The 24,324-nt window shown below is 36.1% G+C and carries 16 protein-coding genes; 10 read left to right on the plus strand and 6 right to left on the minus strand.

Going from position 1 to position 24,324, the window contains the following annotated elements:
- On the minus strand, positions 1-756 hold a 756-nt coding region (locus A9Q93_RS08160), incomplete at its 3' end, for a rhodanese-related sulfurtransferase (protein WP_303686895.1).
- Positions 757-957: 201 nt separating this feature from the next.
- Between A9Q93_RS08160 and A9Q93_RS08165 the strand changes: the two genes are divergently transcribed.
- The 7 genes from A9Q93_RS08165 (at position 958) to A9Q93_RS08195 (ending at position 16,521) form a co-directional block, all read left to right on the plus strand.
- Positions 958-6,921 (plus strand): choice-of-anchor J domain-containing protein, encoded by a 5,964-nt coding sequence (locus A9Q93_RS08165; protein ID WP_303686896.1) that lies wholly within the window; start codon positions 958-960, stop codon positions 6,919-6,921.
- Positions 6,922-7,350: 429 nt separating this feature from the next.
- On the plus strand, positions 7,351-12,411 hold the full coding sequence (locus A9Q93_RS08170; protein WP_303686897.1) for a fibronectin type III domain-containing protein: 5,061 nt from the start codon (positions 7,351-7,353) through the stop codon (positions 12,409-12,411).
- A gap of 63 nt (positions 12,412-12,474) precedes the next feature.
- Positions 12,475-12,621, plus strand: a complete 147-nt coding sequence (locus tag A9Q93_RS08175) for a hypothetical protein (protein ID WP_303686898.1) — start codon at positions 12,475-12,477, stop codon at positions 12,619-12,621.
- 209 nt (positions 12,622-12,830) lie between these two features.
- A complete protein-coding gene (recA, locus tag A9Q93_RS08180) occupies positions 12,831-13,844 on the plus strand; it encodes a recombinase RecA (protein ID WP_303686899.1) in 1,014 nt (337 codons plus the stop codon).
- 117 nt (positions 13,845-13,961) lie between these two features.
- The gene (locus A9Q93_RS08185) at positions 13,962-14,375 is read left to right on the plus strand and encodes a hypothetical protein (RefSeq protein WP_303686900.1); all 414 of its coding nucleotides are present in this window, start codon (positions 13,962-13,964) and stop codon (positions 14,373-14,375) included.
- A gap of 14 nt (positions 14,376-14,389) precedes the next feature.
- Positions 14,390-14,938 (plus strand): RNA polymerase sigma factor, encoded by a 549-nt coding sequence (locus A9Q93_RS08190; RefSeq protein ID WP_303686901.1) that lies wholly within the window; start codon positions 14,390-14,392, stop codon positions 14,936-14,938.
- Positions 14,939-14,940: 2 nt separating this feature from the next.
- The gene (locus A9Q93_RS08195; protein ID WP_303686902.1) at positions 14,941-16,521 is read left to right on the plus strand and encodes an outer membrane beta-barrel protein; all 1,581 of its coding nucleotides are present in this window, start codon (positions 14,941-14,943) and stop codon (positions 16,519-16,521) included.
- A 138-nt stretch (positions 16,522-16,659) separates the two neighbouring features.
- Here A9Q93_RS08195 and A9Q93_RS08200 read toward each other — a convergent pair whose 3' ends face one another.
- Positions 16,660-17,373, minus strand: a complete 714-nt coding sequence (locus tag A9Q93_RS08200; protein ID WP_303686903.1) for a 1-acyl-sn-glycerol-3-phosphate acyltransferase — start codon at positions 17,371-17,373, stop codon at positions 16,660-16,662.
- A gap of 182 nt (positions 17,374-17,555) precedes the next feature.
- On the opposite strand from A9Q93_RS08200, the gene trpS reads away from it, so the two are divergent.
- The gene (trpS, locus tag A9Q93_RS08205; protein ID WP_303686904.1) at positions 17,556-18,524 is read left to right on the plus strand and encodes a tryptophan--tRNA ligase; all 969 of its coding nucleotides are present in this window, start codon (positions 17,556-17,558) and stop codon (positions 18,522-18,524) included.
- Positions 18,525-18,617: 93 nt separating this feature from the next.
- Here the strand turns inward: trpS and A9Q93_RS08210 are convergent, their stop codons facing one another.
- The 4 genes from A9Q93_RS08210 to A9Q93_RS08225 all read right to left on the minus strand — a co-directional run bounded on the left by A9Q93_RS08210 (position 18,618) and on the right by A9Q93_RS08225 (position 22,329).
- A complete protein-coding gene (locus tag A9Q93_RS08210; RefSeq protein WP_303686905.1) occupies positions 18,618-19,235 on the minus strand; it encodes a deoxynucleoside kinase in 618 nt (205 codons plus the stop codon).
- Positions 19,236-19,237: 2 nt separating this feature from the next.
- A complete protein-coding gene (locus tag A9Q93_RS08215; RefSeq protein ID WP_303686906.1) occupies positions 19,238-20,023 on the minus strand; it encodes a hypothetical protein in 786 nt (261 codons plus the stop codon).
- A gap of 112 nt (positions 20,024-20,135) precedes the next feature.
- On the minus strand, positions 20,136-20,822 hold the full coding sequence (locus tag A9Q93_RS08220) for a response regulator transcription factor (RefSeq protein ID WP_015362122.1): 687 nt from the start codon (positions 20,820-20,822) through the stop codon (positions 20,136-20,138).
- Entirely contained in the window at positions 20,815-22,329 is a 1,515-nt protein-coding gene (locus A9Q93_RS08225) for a sensor histidine kinase KdpD (RefSeq protein ID WP_303686907.1), read from the minus strand. The genes A9Q93_RS08220 and A9Q93_RS08225 overlap by 8 nt, the downstream gene beginning before the upstream one ends.
- 117 nt (positions 22,330-22,446) lie before the next feature.
- Between A9Q93_RS08225 and A9Q93_RS08230 the strand changes: the two genes are divergently transcribed.
- A complete protein-coding gene (locus A9Q93_RS08230) occupies positions 22,447-23,313 on the plus strand; it encodes a GLPGLI family protein (RefSeq protein ID WP_303686908.1) in 867 nt (288 codons plus the stop codon).
- Between the two features lie 96 nt (positions 23,314-23,409).
- The gene (locus A9Q93_RS08235; protein WP_303686909.1) at positions 23,410-24,282 is read left to right on the plus strand and encodes a GLPGLI family protein; all 873 of its coding nucleotides are present in this window, start codon (positions 23,410-23,412) and stop codon (positions 24,280-24,282) included.
- Positions 24,283-24,324: the final 42 nt, after the last annotated feature.

The raw sequence follows: 24,324 nt of genomic DNA on the forward strand, positions 1-24,324 counted from the left end.
ATGATCAAAAACAAAGTTTTTACCTTTAAACTTATTCTCTAATCCCTTTTCAGTCACTTGTCGGTGGTATTCAATAATACCACCTTCTAGCTGGAATACATTTTCAAAACCTTTATGCTTATAATATGCACTAGCCTTTTCACAACGTATGCCACCAGTGCAGTACATGACTAGTTTTTTATCTTCTTTATGATCTTTGAGTTTATCTTCTATATAGTCTAGACTATCTCTGAAGGTGTCTACATCTGGTGTCCATGCATTTTTAAAATGCCCTATTTCTGACTCATAGTGGTTGCGCATATCTACAAGCACTGTGTCTGGATCTTCAATAAGCTGATTGAAAGTTGTTGCGTCTACATGAATACCTTTATTAGTAACATCAAATGTGTCGTCTTCTAGCCCGTCTGCAACTATTTTATGACGTACTTTAATTTTAAGTTTTAAAAAGCTTTCATTGTCGTGTTCACGAGCAATATTAAGGCGTACGTTTTCTAAAAAATTGATATTGTCTAGAAAATTTTTGAACTCCTCAAAACGGTCTGCTGGAATAGAAAGTTGTGCGTTAATACCTTCATGTGCCACGTAAATTCTACCTAGAACATCCATGGAATGCCAGTGCAAGAATAAATGATCTCTAAATAATTGAGGGTTACCTATGTGGTGATACTGATAGAAAGAAATAGTGAGGCGTTCTTTACCAGCCTCGCGTATAAGGACACGTCTTTCCTCAGCACTTAATTTGTTATACAGTTGCATGCTATAAACAGTTTATGTGTTGAAAATTTTTGCAAATGTAGTAATAAGTTATAAAAGCCTAATGAATTGTTTTTAGTCGACTTATGCGTGCACTTCAACCTTAAGTTAACAAGATATTAAGAATATCTACAAAATTATATTATATTCCTGCTCTGTAATCAACAGAAATATTCAATTTTATTTAAAACTTAATCGATTAATATGAAAAAAATTACTCTATTGATTCTTCTTCTAAGTCTACACTTAGCAGGATGGAGTCAAACAATCAATGAAAACTTTGACGGAGCCACCATTCCCACAGGTTGGACTACTCAGCAAGTTTCAGGAACTGCAAACTGGTCTTTCGGATCTGGTGATATGCCTACAGGAACAGATTTTGCCACTAACGCAGCAATAATAGACGTAGCCGCAAATGGTACAACAGGTCTGGATGAAGCCTTTTTATTAAGTCCGATTGTAGATACTTCTACCCTTACAAATGGAATCGAAATATCATTTGATTATAGTTTGCAAGACTTTGCAGGAAGTGGTGATTTTGAAGTCGAAGTCTATGACGGGACGAGCTGGGTAAGTATTTTTTCCATTAGCGTAGACCAAAACCCAACTACTTTTCCTTTCTTAAATGTGACACAATATTCCAATACTAATTTTCAAATTAGATTTAGATATGATGATGATAGTGAGGATAGTAATGGTTTAATATGGGGAGCTGGAGTTGATAACGTAATTTTAAGAGAACTTCCATCTTGTGTAGAGCCCAACAGCCTTATGGCGGTATCAAACTCAACTACCACAGCTGATTTATCATGGATTTCAGGCGGAAGTGGTGAAACTTCATGGGATATTGAAGTAGGTATAACAGGTTTTACTCCAACTTCTACACCTACTGATGCAGGAGTAACAAACCCATTTACAGCAACAGGTTTTACTGCAAATACTACATATGATTACTATGTACGGGCTAATTGTGGAGGAGGAGACTTCAGTGCATATGCTGGCCCTTTTACTTTTACTACTATATGTGATGCAATTACTGATTTTAATGAAAATTTTGACTCTGTCTCTACTCCAGACCTTCCTAGTTGTTGGTCTTCTATTGTTATAGAAAATGCTACAGGAACAGACCCAGCAGTTACAACTTCAACATCTGCAGATAATTCAGCTCCTAATGGTGCAAGGCTTTATAACGGTAGTGGAAGTCTAACAACTCCTAATGATGTGATTTTAATATCTCCAGTTTTATCTAATCTTCAAGCACAAACGCATCGTTTAAAATTCTTTGCAGATGGTTCTCCAGCAGGTGATGTGGAAGTAGGTACTATTACAAATCCTAATGACCCTGCAACATTTACTTTATTCCAAACCATTGCTATTACTACAACACATACTGAATATGTAATTGATTTTAATTCCTACACAGGTACTGATTCTTATATAGCTTTCAGACACCCTAACACAACTACCTTTGATAGTATCTATCTAGATGATATAGTATGGGAAGCAATACCTAGTTGTATTAAACCTAATACACTTGCAGCTGCAAATATGACTACAACATCTGCTGATTTATCATGGATAAGTGGTGGAAGTGGAGAGACATCATATGATGTTGAACTAGGTCTAACAGGTTTTACTCCAACAGGAACACCAACTAATACGGGCGTTTCTAATCCATTTACAGCTAATATGTTAAGCTCTGCTACTACATATGATTATTATGTAAGAGCCGTTTGTGGAGCTGGAGATGTGAGCGCTTATGAAGGACCTTTTACCTTTACTACTTTATGTGATGCAGTAGCAGATTTTAATGAAAACTTTGATTCAGTTTCCACTCCTGACTTACCTAATTGTTGGTCATTCATAGCAATTGAAAATGCTACTGGAACAGATCCGACAGTTACTACTTCAGCTTCTGCAGATAACTCAGCTCCTAATGGTGCAAGACTTTATAACGGTAGCGGAAGTCTAACTACTCCTAATGATGTGATTTTAATATCTCCAGTATTATCTAACCTACAGGCGCAAACACATCGTTTAAAATTCTTTGCAGATGGTTCTCCAGCAGGTGACGTGGAGGTAGGAACAATAGCAGATCCTGCAGATCCGACTACATTTACTGTATTTCAAACCGTGGCTATCACTACAACGCATACTGAATATGTAATTGATTTTAATTCTTACACAGGTTCTGATTCTTACATTGCCTTTAGACACCCTAACACAACTACGTTTGACAGTATCTATTTAGATGACATTGTATGGGAAGCTATACCTAACTGTATTAAACCTAATACCCTTGCAGCTGCAAATATGACTACAACATCTGCTGATTTATCATGGGTAAGCGGTGGAAGTGGAGAGGCATCCTATGACGTTGAACTAGGTTTAACAGGTTTTACTCCAACAGGAACACCAACTAATACGGGAGTTTCAAATCCATTTACAGCAAATATGTTAAGTCCTTCAACAACTTATGATTATTATGTAAGGGCAGTTTGTGGCGCAGGAGACGTAAGCGCATACGAAGGACCGTTTACTTTTTCTACCCTATGTGATGCTGTAACAGATTTTAATGAAAACTTTGACGCAGTTTCCACTCCTGACTTACCTAATTGTTGGTCATTCATAGCAATTGAAAATGCTACTGGAACAGATCCGACAGTTACTACCTCAGCTTCTGCAGATAACTCAGCTCCTAATGGTGCAAGATTGTATAATGGTAGTGGAGACCTTACTACTCCTAATGATGTAATTCTCATATCACCTCAATTAAACACATTATCAGCAGGTACACACAGACTGCGATTTTTTGCAGATGGTTCTCCAGCAGGTGATGTAGAAGTAGGAACCATAGCAGATCCTGCGGATCCTACTACATTTAATTTATTACAGAATGTTACCATAACAACAACACATACTGAGTATATAGTCAACTTTGATTCTTACACAGGCACCGACACTTATATTGCCTTTAGGCATCCTAATACAACTACTTTTGATAGTATTTATTTAGATGATATTGTATTTGAAGCTATTCCGGCTTGTTTAGCTCCAACTGATCTTGCATTAGTTTCTGCTACAGACTCACAAGTAACTATTGGATGGACTAACAATGCTGGTGCTGCTGCATCTTCAGTGATTTACGGTGCGCCTGGTTTTGATCCTACTACTGCTGGAACAACAGTAGTTGGTACCGGGGATATGGCAACCATTGTAGGTCTGACTGCTGAGACAGCTTACGATTTTTACGTTGTTCAAGACTGTAGCGCCACAGGAGATGGTCTGTCAAGAACATCTGGTCCATTAAGTATCACAACACCTTGCGCGGCTATTGCTGCTCCGTATTTTGTTGATTTTGAAAACTTCACTTCCGCAACTTCTGGTTTTGTAAATGATCAGTGCTGGAATGAGATAAGTTCTACGGTATATGATTGGGCTATCGATGCTGCCGGAGGAACAACTTCAAGTAATACAGGCCCGTCTGCTGCTTATAGTGGGTCTACATTTATGTTTGTAGAAGCTAGTAATGGCTCAAGTGGAGATATTGCGACTGTACTCTCTCCTGCGATAGATTTGACTGCTTTGACAGTACCATCTTTATCATTTTATTATCACATGTATGGTAGTCAAATTACGACTTTAGAAGTAGGAGTTTCTACTGATAACGGAACAACATTCACTAATGAATTAACGATCACTGGGCAGCAGCAAATGGATAGTAGTGACCCATGGTTACAATCTATAATAGATCTAAGCGCTTATGCAAACCAAACGGTGATTGTAAGTTTTACAACAAGCAAAGGTACTGGTAGTTTAGATTTTGAAGGTGATGTGTCTATTGATGATGTAAACTTTGATGAATTACCAGTTTGTAATAATGTTTCGGCAGTAACTGTCGATGGAACAGGTTCTTCTTCTATAAGTATAAGTTGGACTGAGAATAATACCCCTGCAGCAACTGCATGGGAAGTAGTTGCGGTGCCTGCTGGTGATCCTGTTCCTGCTATAGGAACAACTAATGCGTCTATGACTTCTTTTACACTTTCTCCATTAACATCTTCGACACCATATGATATTTATGTTCGTACTGATTGTTCAAATACTTTTGTTGGACCAATAACAGTAACTACCTCTGCTGGCTGTGGCGATACAGTTTATGATACAGGAGGATCAATGGCAGATTATTCTAACGGAGAATCATACACTATAACGTACTTACCAGATTCTCCTGGAGATGTTGTTACATTAGATTTTGTTTCAGTAGCATTAGAAACTTGTTGTGATACTTTAGAGGTGTTCGATGGTCTTGACGTCACTGCTGTTGCATTTTCTAATGATTTAGAAAGTCCGGCATCATTTAGAGCTACTAATCCAGATGGAGCAATAACTATTAGGTTTACATCTGATGGATCTGTTACTGACGCTGGATGGGAGGCAAATTATACATGTGCTCCAGCCCCAGCTTGTTTAGAGCCTACAGCATTGACAGCTACGAGTATTACAACTACTACTGCAGATCTTACCTGGACTCCGGGCGGAAGCGGAGAAACAGCTTGGGATGTAGAGCTAGTGCTTGCTAGTGCTGTTCCAACGGGAACACCAACAAACGCAGGCGTTACAAATCCATTTATGGCAACTGCTCTTACCAGTGGTACGGACTATGAATATTATGTGAGAGCAGCTTGTGGAGCTGGTGATGTAAGTTTATGGTCAGGACCATTTGCTTTTACAACACTTGCAGCTTGTGGTGATACGGTTTATGATACTGGAGGTGCCACAGGAAATTATTCAGATGGTGAATCTTATACTGTGACTTACTTGCCAGACAATATGGCAAATGTGGTCACGCTAGACTTTACTTTGGTAGATTTAGAAAACTGCTGTGATACTTTAGAAGTATTTGATGGAATTGATGTAACAGCACCTGTTCTAGAATCTGACTTAGAAAGTCCAGCTTCCTTTACCGCATTGAATACAGATGGAGCTATAACAATTAGATTCACTTCAGATGGTTCAGTTAATAGTGCTGGATGGGAAGCAAATTATACTTGTACACCAAGACCTTCTTGTGTAAACGTTTCTGGAATTACAATAGATTCTACCACTGCAGACTCTGTTACTGTAAGTTGGATCGAGAATAATACACCAGCAGCAACAGCTTGGGAAGTAGTTGCAGTACCTGCAGGTGATCCTGCTCCAGCTGTAGGAATGAGTAATGCGACAACAAATCCATTCACCATTGCTGCATTAACTGCAAATACACCTTATGATGTATACGTAAGAACTGATTGTGCTACAACATTTGCAGGTCCAGTTAGTGTGACAACAGATTGTGATGTAGTAACGGTTTATCCTTATGTGACTGATTTTACTAATAATGTTCCTAATGCTTGTTGGGATGAAGCAGGTTCGGGAGAAATAGTTGATGGACCTATGAATTTAGGCGTATCACAATGGAGAGCAAATAGATCTTATGAAGACTTTGCCGGTAATGTAACTCCTAGTAATGCGATGAACTTATATCGTAATTCAGATCGTGAGTGGTTGCTTTCTGAGCAATTTGATATGACAGGTACATCAAATGATGTTCTTTCTATAGAAGTTGCGGTTACAGATTGGACAAGTACAGGTGCATCTGATGCTACAGATACAGATACAATGGGGTCTGACGATCAAGTGGATTTATTGATTACTACAGATGGTGGTATGACGTGGACATCATTAATGACATGGAATGCTGCAAATCAGCCTGCTGTGGATGGAACAAGAGAAGATATTGATTTAAGTTCTTACACAGGTACCGTTCAATTTGCATTTTTTGCTACAGATGGAACCGTAAATGATGCTGAGGATTACGACTTTCATGTAGGAATGTTTATCATTGATGGTACAGCAAGTAATGAAGACATCCTAGAAAATTCTTTAAGTCTTTATCCTAATCCAGTTGACGGAGATACTGTTACCATAACAATGAATAATGTAAATGATGCAAATGTTCAAATTGTGATTTATAATACTTTAGGTCAGCAAGTTATGACTAGATCTTATTCTCAAGTATCAAATGAAATACGTATTGATAATTTGTCGAGACTATCAAAAGGTATGTATCTCGTTAAAGTGCTGAGTGGAAACGATGAGTCTTCTTTAAAGTTTATTAAAGAATAAATCAACTAACCAATTGCTTTAAAAAGGGAATCTTGTAAAAGATTCCCTTTTTTAATGTCTTCTAATCAATGATTATTTATAAAATTATTGGCAATCAACATTAGAAACAACACTATATAACTACAACTTGAATTACTATTATAATCTCGCTTTCGCGAAAGCGAAACTTTAATAGTTACAAAAAAAATTAATAAAAAAGAGGCCTTTTATCAGGATTACTGGAAGACTAAATATTTTATACATGCAAATTGATATATTGAAAAGCAGGTTAATATATGTCTGTATAACAGTATTTTATAATTTCAAAAAAAAGAATATGTGTGTTTGATCGACAAAAAATAACAGTTTAACAATTTGTTAAGAGTTTTTACCAGTAGATCGATAATTATTTATAAGTTTCTGGTAAGCAAAACTTTAAACAATCAACTTATGAAATTCAAATTACTATTTGCCTTTTTATTTTTAGGAGCCTTTCTCATTCAAATAAATGCACAAACTCTTGATCAAAATGCAAGTTGGCCTAATATAAGCTGGACGGTGACAGGAACTTTTAATACGGATCCACTAGCGTTTGAGGCAGATCCTTCTACAAGTTCAAACTTTGCTTTTGATGATGATGATGCTGGATCTGGTAGTGATGACACGATTGCAGCTGAGTCACCTGTCATTGATCTTTCAGCAGCTTTTACAGCAGGTGAAACATTATTGACCATATCTGGTGATTACATTTATCGAAAGGTAAATGTAGAATTGTTACAATTTGAATACTTTGACGCCGATGCGAGCACCTGGAATCTGATATCTCCAACTGTAGCTTCTACAACAACTTCTACAAGTAATAATTTTTGTAGTGGTACTCCACTTACATATACTAGTAATGAATTAGATATCTCTGGCTTTACATCAACGCAACTTGCCGGTTTTAGATACAGAATTTTTTATGATGATGATCCTTCTGGCGCAGGATATAAATGGGGCTTTTGTTTTTCCTCACCTACGATAACATCTGCTGCACCACCTTCTTGTATAGACCCATCGATGTTAACAGCTACAGCTATTACTCCTTTTGCTGCAGATTTAGGATGGACCGAAAATGGAACTGCAAGCCTCTGGAATGTAGAAGTAGTAGATGTCACTGCTGGAGAAACGGTTACCGGAATAGCAACCGCTAGTGGGATAATGAACCCTTATACAGTAACTGGCTTAACACCTGATAATGATTATGAATTTTATGTACAAGCAGATTGTGGTGTTGATGGCACTTCTACATGGGCTGGTCCATTTGCGTTTACTACAGGAATAGCATGTCCTGCACCATCAAGCTTGACAGTGAACAACATTACTGATACCACAGCAGATTTAGGTTGGACAGAAAATGGCACGGCAACAACTTGGGATGTAGAAATAGTAACAAGTGGAACGACGCCTACAGGTACACCTACAAGTACTGGAGTTACCGCAAATCCTTATGGCGCGACCATGCTTACCGCAAATACTGCTTATCAGTTTTATGTAAGAGCTGAATGTGGTGGAATGAATGGCGTATCTAGGTGGTCGGGACCATTTAATTTTACAACTGAATGTGGTGCATTTACTCCTGATTATTTAGAAGATTTTTCTTCGTACGTACCACAATGCTGGACGGAGGCAATTGATGGAGATCCAGTAAATGGACCAGCATCTTTGGGAGGAAGCAATTGGGCTGTAGAAGAGTTTGCTCATCTTGTAAGTTCTGGAGGTGGAGCAGTTAATGTAAATATTTATCAAACGGGAGATGTAGAGTGGCTTCTTTCCCCTTCAATTGATCTAAGTGCAGGAGGTTATGAAATTAATTTAGATGTTGCTTTTACTAATTATAATAGTACTGCTCAAGGAGATTTTGATGCAGATGATGACGTTAGATTATTATATACTGAAGATGGTATCATGTGGACTACAATAGTTCAATGGAATGATGCTAATGATAATGAACCAGCAGCAGGTGGAGAGACATTTAATTTTAACTTATCGGCTGTAACAGGAAGTAATGTTAGATTTGCTTTCTACAGTGATGAAGGCGCAACAGCAACAGGAGATAAAGATTTCCATATTGATAATTTTCAAGTAAGAACTATTCCTGATTGTCAAGAACCTTCTGCTTTAACAGTTTCAAATTTAACAACCTCTAGTGCCGACTTAGAATGGACGGTTAGTGGAAGTGGTGAAACACTTTGGGATATAGAATATGGTGCTACAGGTTTTGTTCAAGGGGCAGGGACATTAGTTGATGATACTGCAAATAATCCTTATTCATTATCAAGTTTATCTTCAGGTGTTACCTATGATTATTACGTAAGGGCACATTGTGGTGCAGGTAATGAAAGTGCCTGGTCTGGTCCGTTTACTTTTAGAGTTCCTAATTTAGGAGATATTTGTGAAACTCCTTTAAGTGCAGTAGTGAATGCAGATTGTGCTGCAGGAGGTGCTTCTACTTTATCAATTGACTTCTCTGCATCTCAAGACATTTTATCACAAGGTTGTGATACAGGAACCGGAAATAGAGGTTATTATATTTCTTTCACAGCACCTGCGTCGGGAAATATTGAAATATCTCATAATGGCTCTAATAATGAATTCAGAATTATAGACAATTGTGCTTCAGGCACTCAAATAGAGTGTGGTAGTCTTGCCTCAGGACAAGTGATTTCGGGACTTACACCTTCTTCAAACTATATTATGACTATTTGGAAGGACAGTTTTTACAGTTTAACTACAGATGAGTTCTGTTTTTCTGAGGTGACCTGTCTTTCCCCTTCTAATCTCACGGTTTCCAATTTACAATCAACTTCGGCTGATTTAGGCTGGACACCTGGTGGTAGTGGTGAATCTTCTTGGGAAATAGAATATGGTTTAGATGGATTCACTCAAGGCACAGGAACTACGGTGTCACCAGCAACAAATCCTCAAAGTGTAACAGGTCTAACCAGTAATACAAGTTATGATTATTATGTACGAGCAAATTGTGGTGGTGGTGACTTAAGTGAATGGAGTGGACCTTTCAATTTTACTACTTCAGTAGGTCCCCATAACTTTCCATTATATGAAGATTTTGAGAGTGGCTTTTCCTTTTTTGATAACGTAGTTGGGAATGACACTGACTTTATATTAACTACTACCTATTTCCATACAGGATCACAATCTGTTCAAAATGCTCATGGATCTAGTGAGCTAAATTATTTACATGAAACAGGAGTTTTGGATTTATCAACTTCTACAAGTCCTGAAATGAGGTTTTGGCATATAGCTAAAACCGAAGGAACTTGGGATGAATGTTATGTGCAAATATCTACTGATGGAGGTATGACTTATACCAATTTACCAGCTTCGGCATATAGTGGGAACTCATTAGATTATGATACTGAGGGTTATTTCCATGAAGATTCTTATGCAATATGGGGAACGACAGACTCCACACCGGATAATGCAACTTGGTGGCAGGAGGAAGTATTTTCTTTAGATGCTTATAAAGTCGCAAATGTTAGAATACGATTCTTTTTAGATTCAGATTCTTCAGCAAACAGAGAAGGGTGGTTTATAGATGATATTGTAATTCAAGAAGCTGCTACCGACTACACGTGGGACGGTACTGCTTGGAACATCTCACCAGAAGGAAATATTACAGCAAATGATAATATGATTGTACAACCTGGAATGATGCCTTCATTAACAAGCGCTATTAGTGTAAATAATTTAACTATTGAACCTGGTGCTTCCCTTGAAGCAAATAATGGAGATATTACAGTTGCTGGTAATCTTATTAACAATGGTTCTATCATAAGTGCTAATCAATTGATTATGAATAGTGCAACAGGTTCCGTATCAGGAACAGGTTCTATGACTAACTTTACCGTAGGCGCAACAAGCGTTGTAGCAGTATCTGGCTCACAATCTATTTCAGGCACTTTAGATGTACTCTCTGGCGGTTCATTAGATGCAGACGGTAATGTGACTATGGTTTCAAATGCTATGGGAACTGCAAGGATAGATGAAATGGATGCAGGTGCAATAATAGGTGATGTAAATGTAGAGCGATATATTCCAGCAGGAAACAGAGCATATAGATTTATTGGGTCAACTGTTTCTGGACCGACTGTATTTGATAGTTGGCAAGAAGGAGGAGCAAATGATCCAGGTTTTGGTACTCATGTTTCAGGAACTGTAGGTACTGCTGGAACGGTTAATGCTACTACAGGGCATGATGAAACCTTGTCTGGCGCACAAAGCATGTTTCTATGGAATGCAGGTACTCAAGCTTGGGCTGGAGTTTCAAATACAAGAACAGAAGTATTAAATGCTGGAACTTTTTACAGAATGCTAGTAAGAGGCGATAGAACTACAGATCTTTCAAATGACGCATCTGTGCCTGCTGCAACTACATTAAGGGCAACGGGAACTTTACAACAAACTGCATATACTGTTACCCCTGGTATTGCATCAGGCCAGTTTTTTACTTTTGCAAATCCATATCAATCAAAACTAGACATGTCCACTTCAGCTACTGGTACAGCAGTTGATATGTATTATTGGGATCCTACATTAGGGATGTTTGGTGATTATGTAGCCATAAATGTTGCTACAGGATCAAATACTGCAGGAACAGCAACTAATGTGCTTGAACCTGGACAAGCGGTCTTTTTCAGAGATAATTCTGGTGCTTCGGTAGTTTCTGTAAGTCAATCAGATAAAACCCCAGGAACTTCTAATGCGGCTGTCTTTAATACAAGTAACCTACAACAAACACTGAGATTAAAGCTTTATCAAACTTCACGATATAATAATAACCTTACAGAAAGTGATGGTTTGTATATTGATTTTGCTGCAGGACATAATCTTAATCTAGATGGAGCAGATGCAGTAAAATTAAATGGTGCAAACACAAATATATCAATAGCAAAAAATATAGGAGAATTCTATGAAGTAGAAAGAAGACCTTTGCCTACATCAAATGAAACTGTACCTCTAGCTATTTCTAATTATCTTTCAGATAATTATACAGTAGTGGCTACATTAGATGCATTACCAGGGGTTACTGCGTATTTTAAAGATAATTTCACTGGCAATCTAACACCTATTAGGCAAAATGCAAGCACTGCTATTAACTTTACAGTAGATGTAAGTAATGCTGCGAGCATGGATTCAGCAAGATTTGAAATCGTGTTTGAAGTTGTAGTTCTAAACACTGGTGATATTTCATTTAGTGAAGGAATAAAAGTATATCCTAATCCTGTGGATGGTGATGAACTTCACATCTCAATAGGAGCTGCAATTGAAGGTGATATTCAAATTACTTTAGTAAATACTTTAGGGCAGCAAGTCATTTCTAAAGTTTATAAAGGTATTGCCACTGAAGTTATTACCTTGAATAATTTATCACAATTAGAAAAAGGATTGTATATTGCAACTATTAGTAACGGAAGAAACACAGTTGCTAAAAAGCTAATTTTAAACTAACTTTAACCTCAAAATAAGAATACAATGAAAAATCTCAAATTAACACTACTAATCGGCATGTTAATGGTTGCAACTACATCTTTTGCTCAAGGCGGCCTGGATGCAATTGCTTTCGATAGTGAATTGTCCGATACTCCTCTACCTGGTATCGCACTTGCAATTATAACTGCTATAGGAATAGGTGTTGTAAAATTACGAGCAAAAAAATAGTAACAATATATTCATATGAAATAGGGGAGTCTTAAATGTGATTCCCCTTTTTTTTTTCGCTTTCGCGAAAGCGAAATGTTCAAATTGATATTATATGTACTTAAACTATTTAAGCCATTTTTAATGATATACTTTTAAAGTTAATAAACTAAGTGAAGAACTGTTGCTTTCATTAAGCATAGATCTTATTTTTACCTAAAATTTTTAGAATGGCAGACGATAAAGAAAAAGAAGCAAAATTAAAGGCATTAAAACTTACTTTAGATAAGTTAGACAAGGCTTATGGTAAGGGTACTGTCATGAAAATGGGAGATCGTCAGGTAGTTGAAGTAGATTCTATTTCAACAGGATCATTAGCCCTAAATGCTGCTCTAGGAGTAGGAGGATATCCACGTGGTAGAGTGATTGAGATATATGGTCCAGAATCTTCAGGAAAAACGACGCTTACCTTACATGCTATTGCAGAGTGTCAAAAGTCTGGAGGAATTGCAGCGTTTATAGATGCAGAACACGCTTTTGATAGGTTTTATGCTGAGAAATTAGGTGTGGATTTAGATAATTTGATTATTTCTCAACCTGATAATGGTGAGCAAGCATTAGAGATTGCCGATAATCTAATAAGATCTGGAGCTATTGATATCATTGTTATTGATTCTGTAGCAGCACTTACTCCTAAAAGTGAAATTGAAGGAGAGATGGGAGATAGTAAAATGGGCTTGCACGCTCGTTTAATGTCTCAGGCGCTTAGAAAGCTTACTGGTTCTATCTCAAAGACGAATTGTACTGTAATTTTTATCAACCAGTTGCGTGAAAAAATAGGTGTAATGTTTGGTAATCCTGAAACAACTACCGGAGGTAACGCTCTTAAATTTTACGCATCTGTAAGATTAGATATAAGAAGGTCCACGCAAATTAAAGATAGTAGCGGCGCTGTTTTGGGTAACAAAACACGTGTTAAAGTGGTAAAGAATAAAGTAGCTCCACCTTTTAGAATGGCAGAATTTGATATTATGTACGGTGAAGGTGTTTCTAAGTTAGGAGAAATTATCGACCTAGGTGTTAACTATGAAATAGTAAATAAGGCTGGATCTTGGTTCTCTTATGAAGACACTAAGTTAGGTCAAGGCCGTGACTCTGTAAAAACCATTTTAAAGGATAATCCTGATCTAGTTGAAGAATTAGAAACAAAAATAATGGCGGCTATTAAAAGTGTGAATGAATAATTAAACACCTTAAGCTTAATTATAAACCGCTATCATTCTTTGGTAGCGGTTTTTTTTTAAAATATTACGCAACCTTTTTATAAATGTTGCATCTAATAAGTATAATTAAAAAGATATATGAAAATTAAAATTGCTATAACAAGTCTATTATTAGTATTGTTATTTCAAAGTTGCAGTCTTGATGATGGAGAAGGGTCTATTGTAAACTATCAAGCATTACCGGTGTTAGAAGTAGAAGTGCCGCAGTCATTTACCTTTGGAGAAGTTCATAGTATTCCTGTAATATTTGAATATACCAATAGTTGTCAAACATTTGCAGGTTTTGAGGTGACTTCTAACTTGAATGAAAGAGTTATAACTGTAGTTGCTTCAGTAACTGATAGAGGCTGTGAAGAGGAGCTGGTAAGGACGCAACAAAGTCTTAACTTTTTGGCAGCGAGTAATGGTTCGTACATTTTTAAATTCTTTACAGGTGTTGATGATAATGATGAACCTATGTATTTAGAATATACTATACCTGTTGAAGAATGATTGAACTTTAAAATGTGATCTATAAAGAGGTTATTAATTCATGTAAAAAAAATGATCGTAAAGCGCAAAGAGAGCTGTATGAAACTATCTCACCTAAGCTTTACGCATCGTGTTTGAGATATGCTCCTAATGAAGCTGAGGCAAAAGACATTTTACAAGACTCCTTTATAATCATTTTTAAAAAGATAGATCAATTCAACTTTACAGGATCGTTTGAAGGATGGTGCAAAAGAATAACTGTGAATACGGCTTTACAAAGGTATCGTTCTACAAAAGTTTATGAATTAGTAAATGAAGATCAAATAAAAGATGAAGAGTCTATAGAAATAGAAGAGTATAATGATGTGCCTTTAGATCGTTTGCTTCAAATGATACAGAATTTACCAGACAGATATAGATTGGTCTTTTCTATGTATGCTCTAGATGGATACAGTCATAATGAAATAGCAGAGATGATGAATATCAGTGTTGGGACTTCAAAATCAAATCTGGCTCGGTCAAGAAAGCATTTGCAAGAAATGGTAAAAACATGGCGAGAAGTAAATAATTCTACCGCTAGTTAAATATGAGTGATAAAAGAAATATAGATAGGTTTTTTCAAGAAAAATTTAAAGATTTTGAGGTGCAGCCACCTTCAAATGTTTGGAATGCAATAGATAAAGAGCTTGATCAAAAGACCGATCGTAAGGTAATTCCGCTGTGGTGGAAGTTTGCTGGTATCGCTGCGGTATTAGCGATCTTATTCTCGTCTATTTATTTAGGTTTAGAGAATAATGATTCAATAAAGTCACAACCCTATGTAAACATAGATAGAGATGTTAACGATGATAACATCTCAAGTAAGAGTTCAAGTAACGACACTGTAAAACAGCTTCTACCTGATGGCAAACATAAGAAGTTAAATAAAAATCAATTAGTAACTGAAGATTCTAGGATAGGAAAAGACTTTTGGGGCAATGTAAACAAAGAGTCAAATATTAACACTAGTACAAATAATCCTACGAAAGAAAGTAATTTGATAACTTCTAGTGAAGGACCTTCAGATACTAATAGTAGCAGTGAATCAAATAAAGGTCAAACTAATCACAATTCACCTCATGATAAGCCTAAATATCAAATTGGTATCGCTCAAAATGAGAATAAAATTAACAAACCTACAAACCAAACTGATATAAAAGAACAGGTGAGCTCACCTGAAAACTCATCTAATACCGGTGTAGCAGCAAGCGATGGAAACAATTCTAAAACAAAACTAATTGAAGGAAAGAATAGTTTACTAGATAAAGATAGAGAACTCATAGATAATGCGGTAGTAGCAGTAGATAGTACTAATAAAAGCCTACCTACATTAGAACAAATTGCGGCTCAAGAAAAGAAGGAAGACAGTATTAAAAATAATGTCTTCAAAGGAAAATGGGCAGCAAGTACGCAAGTGGGACCTGTATATTCAAACAGCCTGAGCGGTAGCGCTGTAAATAATGAGGTAGCAAATAACGATCGCAATGCAGGTTTTAATTTAAGCTATGGTATAGGATTGAGTTATGAATTATCACCGCGTTTAAGTGTTCGTACAGGAATTAATCAAGTTAACATGAGCTACAGTACTCAAGATATAAATTACCAATTAAATTTTGGTATTGCGTCTAGAGGTAATTTGGTGGCTGGTCAAACTTATAGTGCTAGTGCAGTACGTAATGCGTTGCCTTCTAATAGTATTGTAGCAAACGATGCACTACAAGCTGCATCTGTCACGCAAGAATTTACTAGCGGGCAGTTTCAAGGTATCAAAGGAGAGCTTTCACAACAATTAGGCTACTTAGAGGTTCCGTTAGAATTAAAGTATAGTTTACTTAATAGAAAGCTTAAAATAAACGTTTTAGGCGGTATGAGTGCCCTATTTCTCACTTACAATGTGGTCGCAGTTCATAATTCTGGAGAAAGGCTTGAGCTAGGAGAAGATTCTAATTTTAATAGCTTTAACCAGAGCGCAAACTTTGGGTTAGGACTCGGTTATGATTTTACAAATCAATTAGGCGCTTTTATTGAGCCTACATTTAAATATCAATTAAACGCATTAAGAAATAACGTCGCTGACTTTAGACCTTATACTATAGGGATTCAGAGCGGTGTGACGTATAAGTTTTAAATCGCTGACTATCATTGTGCGTCAGTAAAGATTTCTCGTGAAAAAGGAAAAGAAGAATATTGAGGTTGGTTATTATAACTCAATTATTTGCAATGATGATGAGAAGCCGTTCCAGTGCCATGGAGCGGTTTTTCTATTTTAAGCCTTTTCTAGAGAATGTAGAATGATATTTCTTACGCTTTCGCGAAAGCGTGCCTTATCACCAGCCACATCCATACCTTTAGTATCAATAGGCGTATGAGTCGTAGCCCTCATAATGCCCGGGCTACCCATAAAAAAGTGAAAGGGAAAACGTTTTTTATTATCGTGTAAGGTGATAGGAAGCAACGGTATTTGATGCTCAATAGCTAGCCTAAAAGCACCATCCTTAAAAGTGTCTAGTACAACCTCATAATCATCAGGAACTCCACCTTCAGGAAATATACAGATTCCTACACCGTCTTGCATACGTTTTCTAGCTCTATCAAAAACCTCTTTACGGCTTCTAGGGTTCTTGCGGTCTACAAGAATACAAGTTCGTTTATAGAAAAAACCGAAAATAGGAATTTTTGCCAGCTCTTTTTTACCTACAAACACAAACGGATTTCTAGAGATAAGGAGCATCATCATAATATCTGTCATGCTGGTGTGATTTGCTACGAGCATATAACTTTGTCCCTTATCCATTTTCTCTTCTCTTTTTATGACCGGCCAGAAGCCCATTCCATAAATAATAATAGCAGCCCAAATGCGGGCAACTTTAAAAAACAAATGGTAGGTCTTTTCTGAAATGGTGAGAAGTACTAATAATGGGAAAAGAATAATAATAGGAACGCCCATCAGTATGTAAAACCATACTCTGTATAAAGGCATTAATATGTAGCGTACCCATTTCAAGTCTTCAAAAATAGTAGAAAATACTTCTTAAACAATGTATTAAACATAGTTCTAATGATTATTAAAAGTTATGACTATCTCGTTTTATAAAGCATATTTTCTTAATCATTAGGTGATAGTTATAATCAGTTAGTATCTTTGAAATTCAATAAAAAATAATGGCTAGAATACTTACTGGTGTACAATCAACAGGTACACCACACTTAGGAAACCTTCTCGGTGCAATATTACCAGCGATAAAAATGTCTACAGATGAGAAAAACGATTCTTTTCTTTTTATTGCAGACATGCATTCCCTTACTCAAATAAAAGATGGAGAGTTATTAAGAGAGAATACCTACTCAACTGCAGCGGCATGGCTTGCTTGTGGTCTAGATATAAGTAAAACAGTTTTTTACAGACAGAGTGATATTCCTCAAGTTACAGAGTTAAATTGGTATTTAGCTTGTTTTTACCCTTATCAAAGGTTAACACTAGCACATAGTTTTAAGGATAAATCAGATCGCTTAGGAGATGTAAATGCTGGACTATTTACTTATCCTATGCTTATGGCGGCAGATATTCTTTTGTATGATGCAGAGTTAGTACCTGTAGGTAAAGATCAAATGCAACATATAGAAATTACTAGAGATGTAGCAGGTAGATTTAACCATCAAATGGGAGAAACCTTTATTGAACCTCAGGCTGAGGTGCAAAAAGATTCTATGCTAGTTCCAGGAACTGATGGTGAAAAGATGAGTAAGTCCAGAGGTAATATTATTGATATTTTTCAGTCAGATAAAAAATTACGTAAACAATGCATGTCTATAGAAACAGACAGCACACCTCTTGAAGAACCTAAAAACCCAGATACTTGTAATGTATTTGCTTTATACAAATTGATCGCACCAGAGCAAAAAATTCAGGAAATGCGCAATAATTATGAGGCAGGAAATTACGGTTATGGCCATGCAAAGCAAGCTCTCTTTGAAGCTATTTGCGAGCGTTTTAAAGAAGCTCGAGAGCGTTATGAGCATTTAATGGATAACAGACATGAATTAGACATGGCTCTAGAAGAAGGAGCGTTTAAAGCACGTCATATCGCAAATGATGTTTTAAAACGTGTGCGCTCTAAAGTGGGTTATTAAACCATCCTAAATTTTCAATAAAAAAGCCTGTTAATCGCTAACAGGCTTTTTTTATAAAACTATGTCTTTACTATATCATCGTGGTAGACTTAACTAAGCAAAAAGCCCAGTCATCTCTGCATCAATTTTATTGATGATCCCTCCTAGATCCTCTGGATTGTTTACAAAATCGATGTTGTCCACGTCTATAATCAATAGATTGCCTTTTTCATAACCATGAATCCATGCTTCATAACGCTCGTTGAGGCGGCTTAGGTAATCGATAGAGATGCTATTTTCATAATCGCGACCACGTTTGTGAATCTGGTTCACAAGATTAGGAATTGAGCTACGCAAGTAAATCAGTAAATCTGGTGCAGCCACAACTCCTTCCATAAGGTCAAATAAAGAGCTATAGTTATCATAATCTCTTTGAGATAGCAATCCCATAGCATGAAGGTTAGGAGCAAAGATGTTTGCATCTTCATATATCGTACGGTCTTGAATAATTTTCTTACCGCTCTCTCTTATATCAAGTACCTGACGGAAGCGACTGTTCAAAAAATATACCTGCAAATTGAAAGACCAGCGCTCCATATCAGTATAAAAATCTTCAAGATATGGGTTCTCTAAAACGTCTTCAAATTGAGGAGTCCATTTGTAATGTTTGGCAAGTAATTTTGTGAGTGTTGTTTTTCCAGCACCTATATTTCCAGCGACCGCTATATGCATCTTTAATTCTTAATGGGGTTGATTGAATAAACGTCCACACGTTTACCGTGCCAAAGATAAAGTTTTCCGCCCTTTAGATAAAGGGATTTAACGTCCTTTTCTTCTATATCGATGGTGTTGATCTCGCTTTCGCGAAAGCGGTATTCCTTATCCATCTTCATTACCTTAATACTATTTTCTTTGATAAAAACCAGCGTCTCAAAATCATAATCTACGAACTTTACACCAGCAATAGAAAGCGTTGCAGTTTTACTACCGTAGGAATTATAAGTCTCGATATGTTTATCACTAATAACATGACAAAAATTATAATCGCTTAGAAACTGGGTGACATTATCTTTTAAAACAGCGGTGCTTATCAAGGTTCTATCATTAATGTAATCGTATAGTTCTAATCTATTTTTATCTAAATCATGCAGCCAGAAGCGTCTTTCTCCAGCGAGTCTAGCATGTTCAAAAAAACGTGATGGTTGTAACTCGTTTAATAATATGCGTTGCCGCTCATTAAGTCTATTATCTAGAATAACAATAGTTTGAGTGTCTTTATAAAAGAGTAATATTTTTAAAGGATTGATCAAATCTACCTCAGTAAGATCGCCTAGTTGTACATCATAGAACTGTTGAGTGATCTGACCATTCTTTTTAAAGAACACATTATCCTTACCGTAATAAACAGCTTCAAAATCATCAACTCCATAGAACAAATCTGCATTTAAAATAAAACCTTGATCAGTCTTTTGAGCAAAAGCAACACTACTAAGAAAAACAATTAAATAAAGCCATTTCATAAAAAGCAAATTACAATTATGAAACGGATTTTTAATAGCTATCTTATAAATAAGCGTATAGATGCCTTTTTATCCACCTATATCTGAAATATGAATTTAAAATATAAAACTATTATGGTGCGATGAGTTTATAACCGTAACCTCTCACGTTTACTATTTCCAGCTGATCATCTTGAGCGATTTTCTTCCTGAGTTTAGTTATAAAAACATCCATACTTCGTCCTGAAAAGAAGTCATCATTACCCCATAATTTTTTAAGAATAAAAGTACGATCAAGCACTTTATTCTTTTTTAGAACAAGGTGATAAAGTAAGTGAGCTTCTCTATGTGTGAGTTTAGTCACTTCATCTTTGTAAGTAAGTTGTTGCTTTGGGAAATTAAAAGAATATGCTCCTAACTCATAAATAGCTGCTGTTTTTTGAACTGTCTGTCTACTCAGTAAGTTTTCAATGCGCACGATCAACTCTTCCATAGAAAAAGGTTTCTTGAGATAATCATTACCACCTACGTGAAATCCTTCTAGAACATCTTCTGTTTGAGATTTTGCAGTTAAAAAGATGATAGGAATTTCCTCATTCTCAACACGTATTTTCTTTGCAAGTTCAAAGCCGTCTAGCTGTGGCATCATTACATCTAGTACTAAAATATCTGGCTGTTTTTCATGAAAAGCGTCTAGAGCAAGAGCGCCATTTACTTTATGTCGTACCTTAAAGCCTCTGGTTTCTAAACTTTCTTTAACTATCATTCCTAGTGCTGGTTCATCTTCGGCAAGGATGATATCGATCGTATTCTTATTCATAAGGCAGTATGATTTTAAATGTAGTTTGTGGCTGTGCAACAGCAATAATGCTACCATTGTGCTTTTCAATGATAGACTTTGTATAAAATAAACCTATTCCAAAACCTTTTACATCATGGCGGTTTCCTTTTCCTACGCGATAAAATTTATCAAATATCAACTTAGCATCTTTATTACTCAAGCCATTGCCACTATCAGTAACTATTAATTGAATCGTATCAGAATTTTTAGTCAAGGTGATATCTACTTGATCACCGCCATATTTAATAGCATTATCTATGAGGTTATTAATAGCATTTTCTAAGTGAAAAGCATCAGCCATTAGGGTTACTTCTTGATCTGGTTTATGAAAAGATATGGTTTTTGAGGTTTGATTTTGATGTTTTGCAACAATTGTTTCAATCAGTTCTGTAATTTCTAGGCTGCTCTTTTGAAGCATTAATTCTTTACTATCAAGAGTTGCGGTCTCTAGAATCCGCTCCACCATACCGTTAAGTTTTACTAGTTGATCGCGCCCCATACTTAAATACCTGTCGGTTTTACTTAGATCTCCACTGTTAGTAAAACTTTGTACACCTTCTAGAGCTGCACTTGCTGTTGCAATAGGTGTTTTGAACTCATGAGTAATGTTAGAAATGAGATCGTTTTTCATCTCACCTAAGGCTTTTTGTTTTCTAATAATTTGTAAGAGATAGAACAAACAAAGCACTACAGCTGCAATGAGCAATGCACTTAAAATAATACCTGTAAGATTAAGTCTATAAATAGTAGGAGATAAACCAGAGTAAGAAAGCAACAGCGCATCTCCAGTTTTAAGTAATTCAGAATTTGCTCGTAGGACGTTTTTACCTTTTTCATTAAGCAAATAATTATTTACATCAGTATCAACTATTTCTAGCTTATAATCTACATTCAGTCTTTGTTTTTCAAGATTTGAAACAAAAAGACTATCCATGCGAGCTAGATCCATTTCCTGTTCTTGAATACTAACTACAATTTTACTTGTAAGAGAAGAGATTGTTTCATTAAGATTATTTTGATCAGAGAAAAAGGTTTCCACTTGAAGTTCTTTAAAACTTCCATCTGGCTTTTGAATCTCGTAGTTAGGAAAATTCCATAAATCTTCCATAGGTCTTATTTTGTTTAGACTATCCATGGAGATACCTTTATAAATTCTTATTTCAGATAGATCGCTTGTAACAACATTATCTAAATTGAAACCTCTATAGCCAGAAGCTCTATTGACACTATCAATACGCCTAAATATTTTATCAAACTCAGCTTTTCTATTAGTAGTCTCATCAACGATAATTCCTAAATTATTTCTTTTGATGAGTTGTTCATAATAAACATCTACACTTTGATCTAGACTCAGTTGCAAGTCAGCGACCAGTGCTCTTTTCGATTCCTGAAAATTATTGTAATTCCAGTAAATCTGTATGGCGAGTGTAGTCGCAATAACTACACTTATTAAAATAAGGATAAAATGATATTTCCTATCGTTCATAGTTCAAAGGTGCATTATTCCTATTACAGATGGAACTCGGTTAACAAATATTAACGCATCTTAACTGTGACAACTATAAAAATAGTTGATATTTGAATAGATTAAAAACCAACGGATATGAAAAATTTTAAAAAATCGATATTAGTTTTTATGGTTCTCGCTTTCGCGAAAGCGTACACCGTAAAAGCGCAACAAGAAATTACAGGTATAGCCCACTATCAAAGTAAGATGACCATGGAGAAGCCTGATGATAGCACAGGAATGCAAAAACTCGATCCAGCAATGCGCAAAATGATAGAAGATGCATTGAAAACCGCTGGAGAAGCAGAGTTTACTCTTAAATTTAATCGTGATGAATCTTTGTATGAAAAAGTACAAGTGCTAGAAGCTCCCAAAAAACCTACTAACGGTATGAGTATGACCATACAAATGTCTGGCGGTGGCGATACTTACGGAACAACTTACAAAGACTTAAAAAATCAAACATTTTTAAGAGAAGATAAAATTCAAGGCAAAGAGTTCTTAATAAAAGATAAAATTGAACCATTAAACTGGAAAGTTACTGGAGAGACTAAAATGATAGGAAAGTATCAAGTGATGAAAGCTACTTATACTTACCCTAAAGAAGAGAAAACTGAAGAACAAATAAAGAAAGAAGAAGAGAGCAATAGTCTTTTAAACATGGTTGAAGATAAGGAACGTGTAATTACTGCATGGTTTACGATGCAAATACCGGTAAGTAATGGTCCAGGAATTTATCAAGGATTACCAGGTTTAATTTTAGAATTAAATGATGGCAACACCACAATCTTATGCAATAAGATAGAAATGAATCCAGAAAATTTTGAAATCAAAAAACCTAAAAAAGGTAAAAAAATATCTTTAAAAGATTTTAATGAACTACAAGAGAAGAAAATGAAGGAAATGCAAGAACGCTTTAAAGGAAGAAGAAATGGTGGAGTTTTTATTGAAACCAGAGGTTAAATTTGTTAAAGTTATCTTAAGTTGAAACCTATCCATAATCACAGCGTCTAACCGTTGCAAGACATTATAGTCTACTTAAATTTATAACAACTACAGATGAAAAAATCAATCGTAATTCTTCTTACTATCTTATTTACTGGGCTTGTTCAAGCACAAGAATTTTATGGTGAAGCCACTTATATGTCCAAAACTAAAATGGATATGAGCTGGATGCCAGAAGGTCGTGAAATGTCTCCACAACAAAAAAAGCGTATTGAAGAGCGCATGAAAAAAATGGGAGAGAAAACTTTTGTTCTTAAATTTAATCGCAATGAGTCCACTTATAAAGAGGAAAAAGAACTCGCTGCTCCTAGTCAAGGTCGTGGATGGGGAAACTTTATGGGAACAATGATGGGTGGAGAGAAGTATAAGAATTTAAAAGAAGGCCAGTGGATTGAACAACGTGATATGATGGGAAAAACCTTTCTCATTAAAGATAGCATTCCTAATCTAGACTGGAAGATTACTGGAGAAACTAGAATGATAGGTCAGTATCAGGCTATTAAAGCAACAGCTACTAAAAAGAATAATGAACTAGACTGGTCGTCCTTCAGAAGACGTAGAGGTGACAGCCAGGAAGAAAAGAAAAAAGATAGTCTAGCACTTGCTGAAGGTAAGGTAGATGAGGTTTTTGAGCAGGATCCACAAGTAGAGATCACAGCATGGTTTACGCCACAAATACCAGTACAACATGGTCCTGCTGAATATGCAGGTTTACCTGGATTAATTCTTGAAGTAAGTGCCGGTAATACTACATTACTTTGTAGTAAAATAGTAGTAAACCCAGAAGATAAGGAAGATATCAAGCCAGCAACTAAAGGTGAAGAAACTACTGAAGAAGAATACAACGCTCTTTTCAAAGAAAAGATGAAAGAGATGTCTGAGCGTTTTAGAGGACGTGGTGGACGTGGCGGTGGGCGTAGAGGTTAATCAACTATTTGCCCCATATTTTTAAAAAAAATATTGAATTAT

This window comes from Nonlabens dokdonensis (assembly GCF_002162835.1).
Lineage (GTDB): Bacteria > Bacteroidota > Bacteroidia > Flavobacteriales > Flavobacteriaceae > Nonlabens > Nonlabens dokdonensis_B.

Excerpts from the sequence above, each read along its gene's own strand:
- A9Q93_RS08215 (WP_303686906.1), bottom strand. The coding sequence starts at position 20,023 with ATGAAATGGCTTTATTTAATTGTTTTTCTTAGTAGTGTTGCTTTTGCT.
- A9Q93_RS08230 (WP_303686908.1), top strand. The coding sequence starts at position 22,447 with ATGAAAAATTTTAAAAAATCGATATTAGTTTTTATGGTTCTCGCTTTC.
- A9Q93_RS08225 (WP_303686907.1), bottom strand. The coding sequence starts at position 22,329 with ATGAACGATAGGAAATATCATTTTATCCTTATTTTAATAAGTGTAGTT.
- A9Q93_RS08195 (WP_303686902.1), top strand. The coding sequence starts at position 14,941 with ATGAGTGATAAAAGAAATATAGATAGGTTTTTTCAAGAAAAATTTAAA.
- A9Q93_RS08170 (WP_303686897.1), top strand. The coding sequence starts at position 7,351 with ATGAAATTCAAATTACTATTTGCCTTTTTATTTTTAGGAGCCTTTCTC.
- recA (WP_303686899.1), top strand. The coding sequence starts at position 12,831 with ATGGCAGACGATAAAGAAAAAGAAGCAAAATTAAAGGCATTAAAACTT.
- A9Q93_RS08165 (WP_303686896.1), top strand. The coding sequence starts at position 958 with ATGAAAAAAATTACTCTATTGATTCTTCTTCTAAGTCTACACTTAGCA.
- A9Q93_RS08235 (WP_303686909.1), top strand. The coding sequence starts at position 23,410 with ATGAAAAAATCAATCGTAATTCTTCTTACTATCTTATTTACTGGGCTT.
- A9Q93_RS08200 (WP_303686903.1), bottom strand. The coding sequence starts at position 17,373 with ATGCCTTTATACAGAGTATGGTTTTACATACTGATGGGCGTTCCTATT.
- A9Q93_RS08175 (WP_303686898.1), top strand. The coding sequence starts at position 12,475 with ATGGTTGCAACTACATCTTTTGCTCAAGGCGGCCTGGATGCAATTGCT.
- A9Q93_RS08220 (WP_015362122.1), bottom strand. The coding sequence starts at position 20,822 with ATGAATAAGAATACGATCGATATCATCCTTGCCGAAGATGAACCAGCA.
- trpS (WP_303686904.1), top strand. The coding sequence starts at position 17,556 with ATGGCTAGAATACTTACTGGTGTACAATCAACAGGTACACCACACTTA.
- A9Q93_RS08185 (WP_303686900.1), top strand. The coding sequence starts at position 13,962 with ATGAAAATTAAAATTGCTATAACAAGTCTATTATTAGTATTGTTATTT.
- A9Q93_RS08210 (WP_303686905.1), bottom strand. The coding sequence starts at position 19,235 with ATGCATATAGCGGTCGCTGGAAATATAGGTGCTGGAAAAACAACACTC.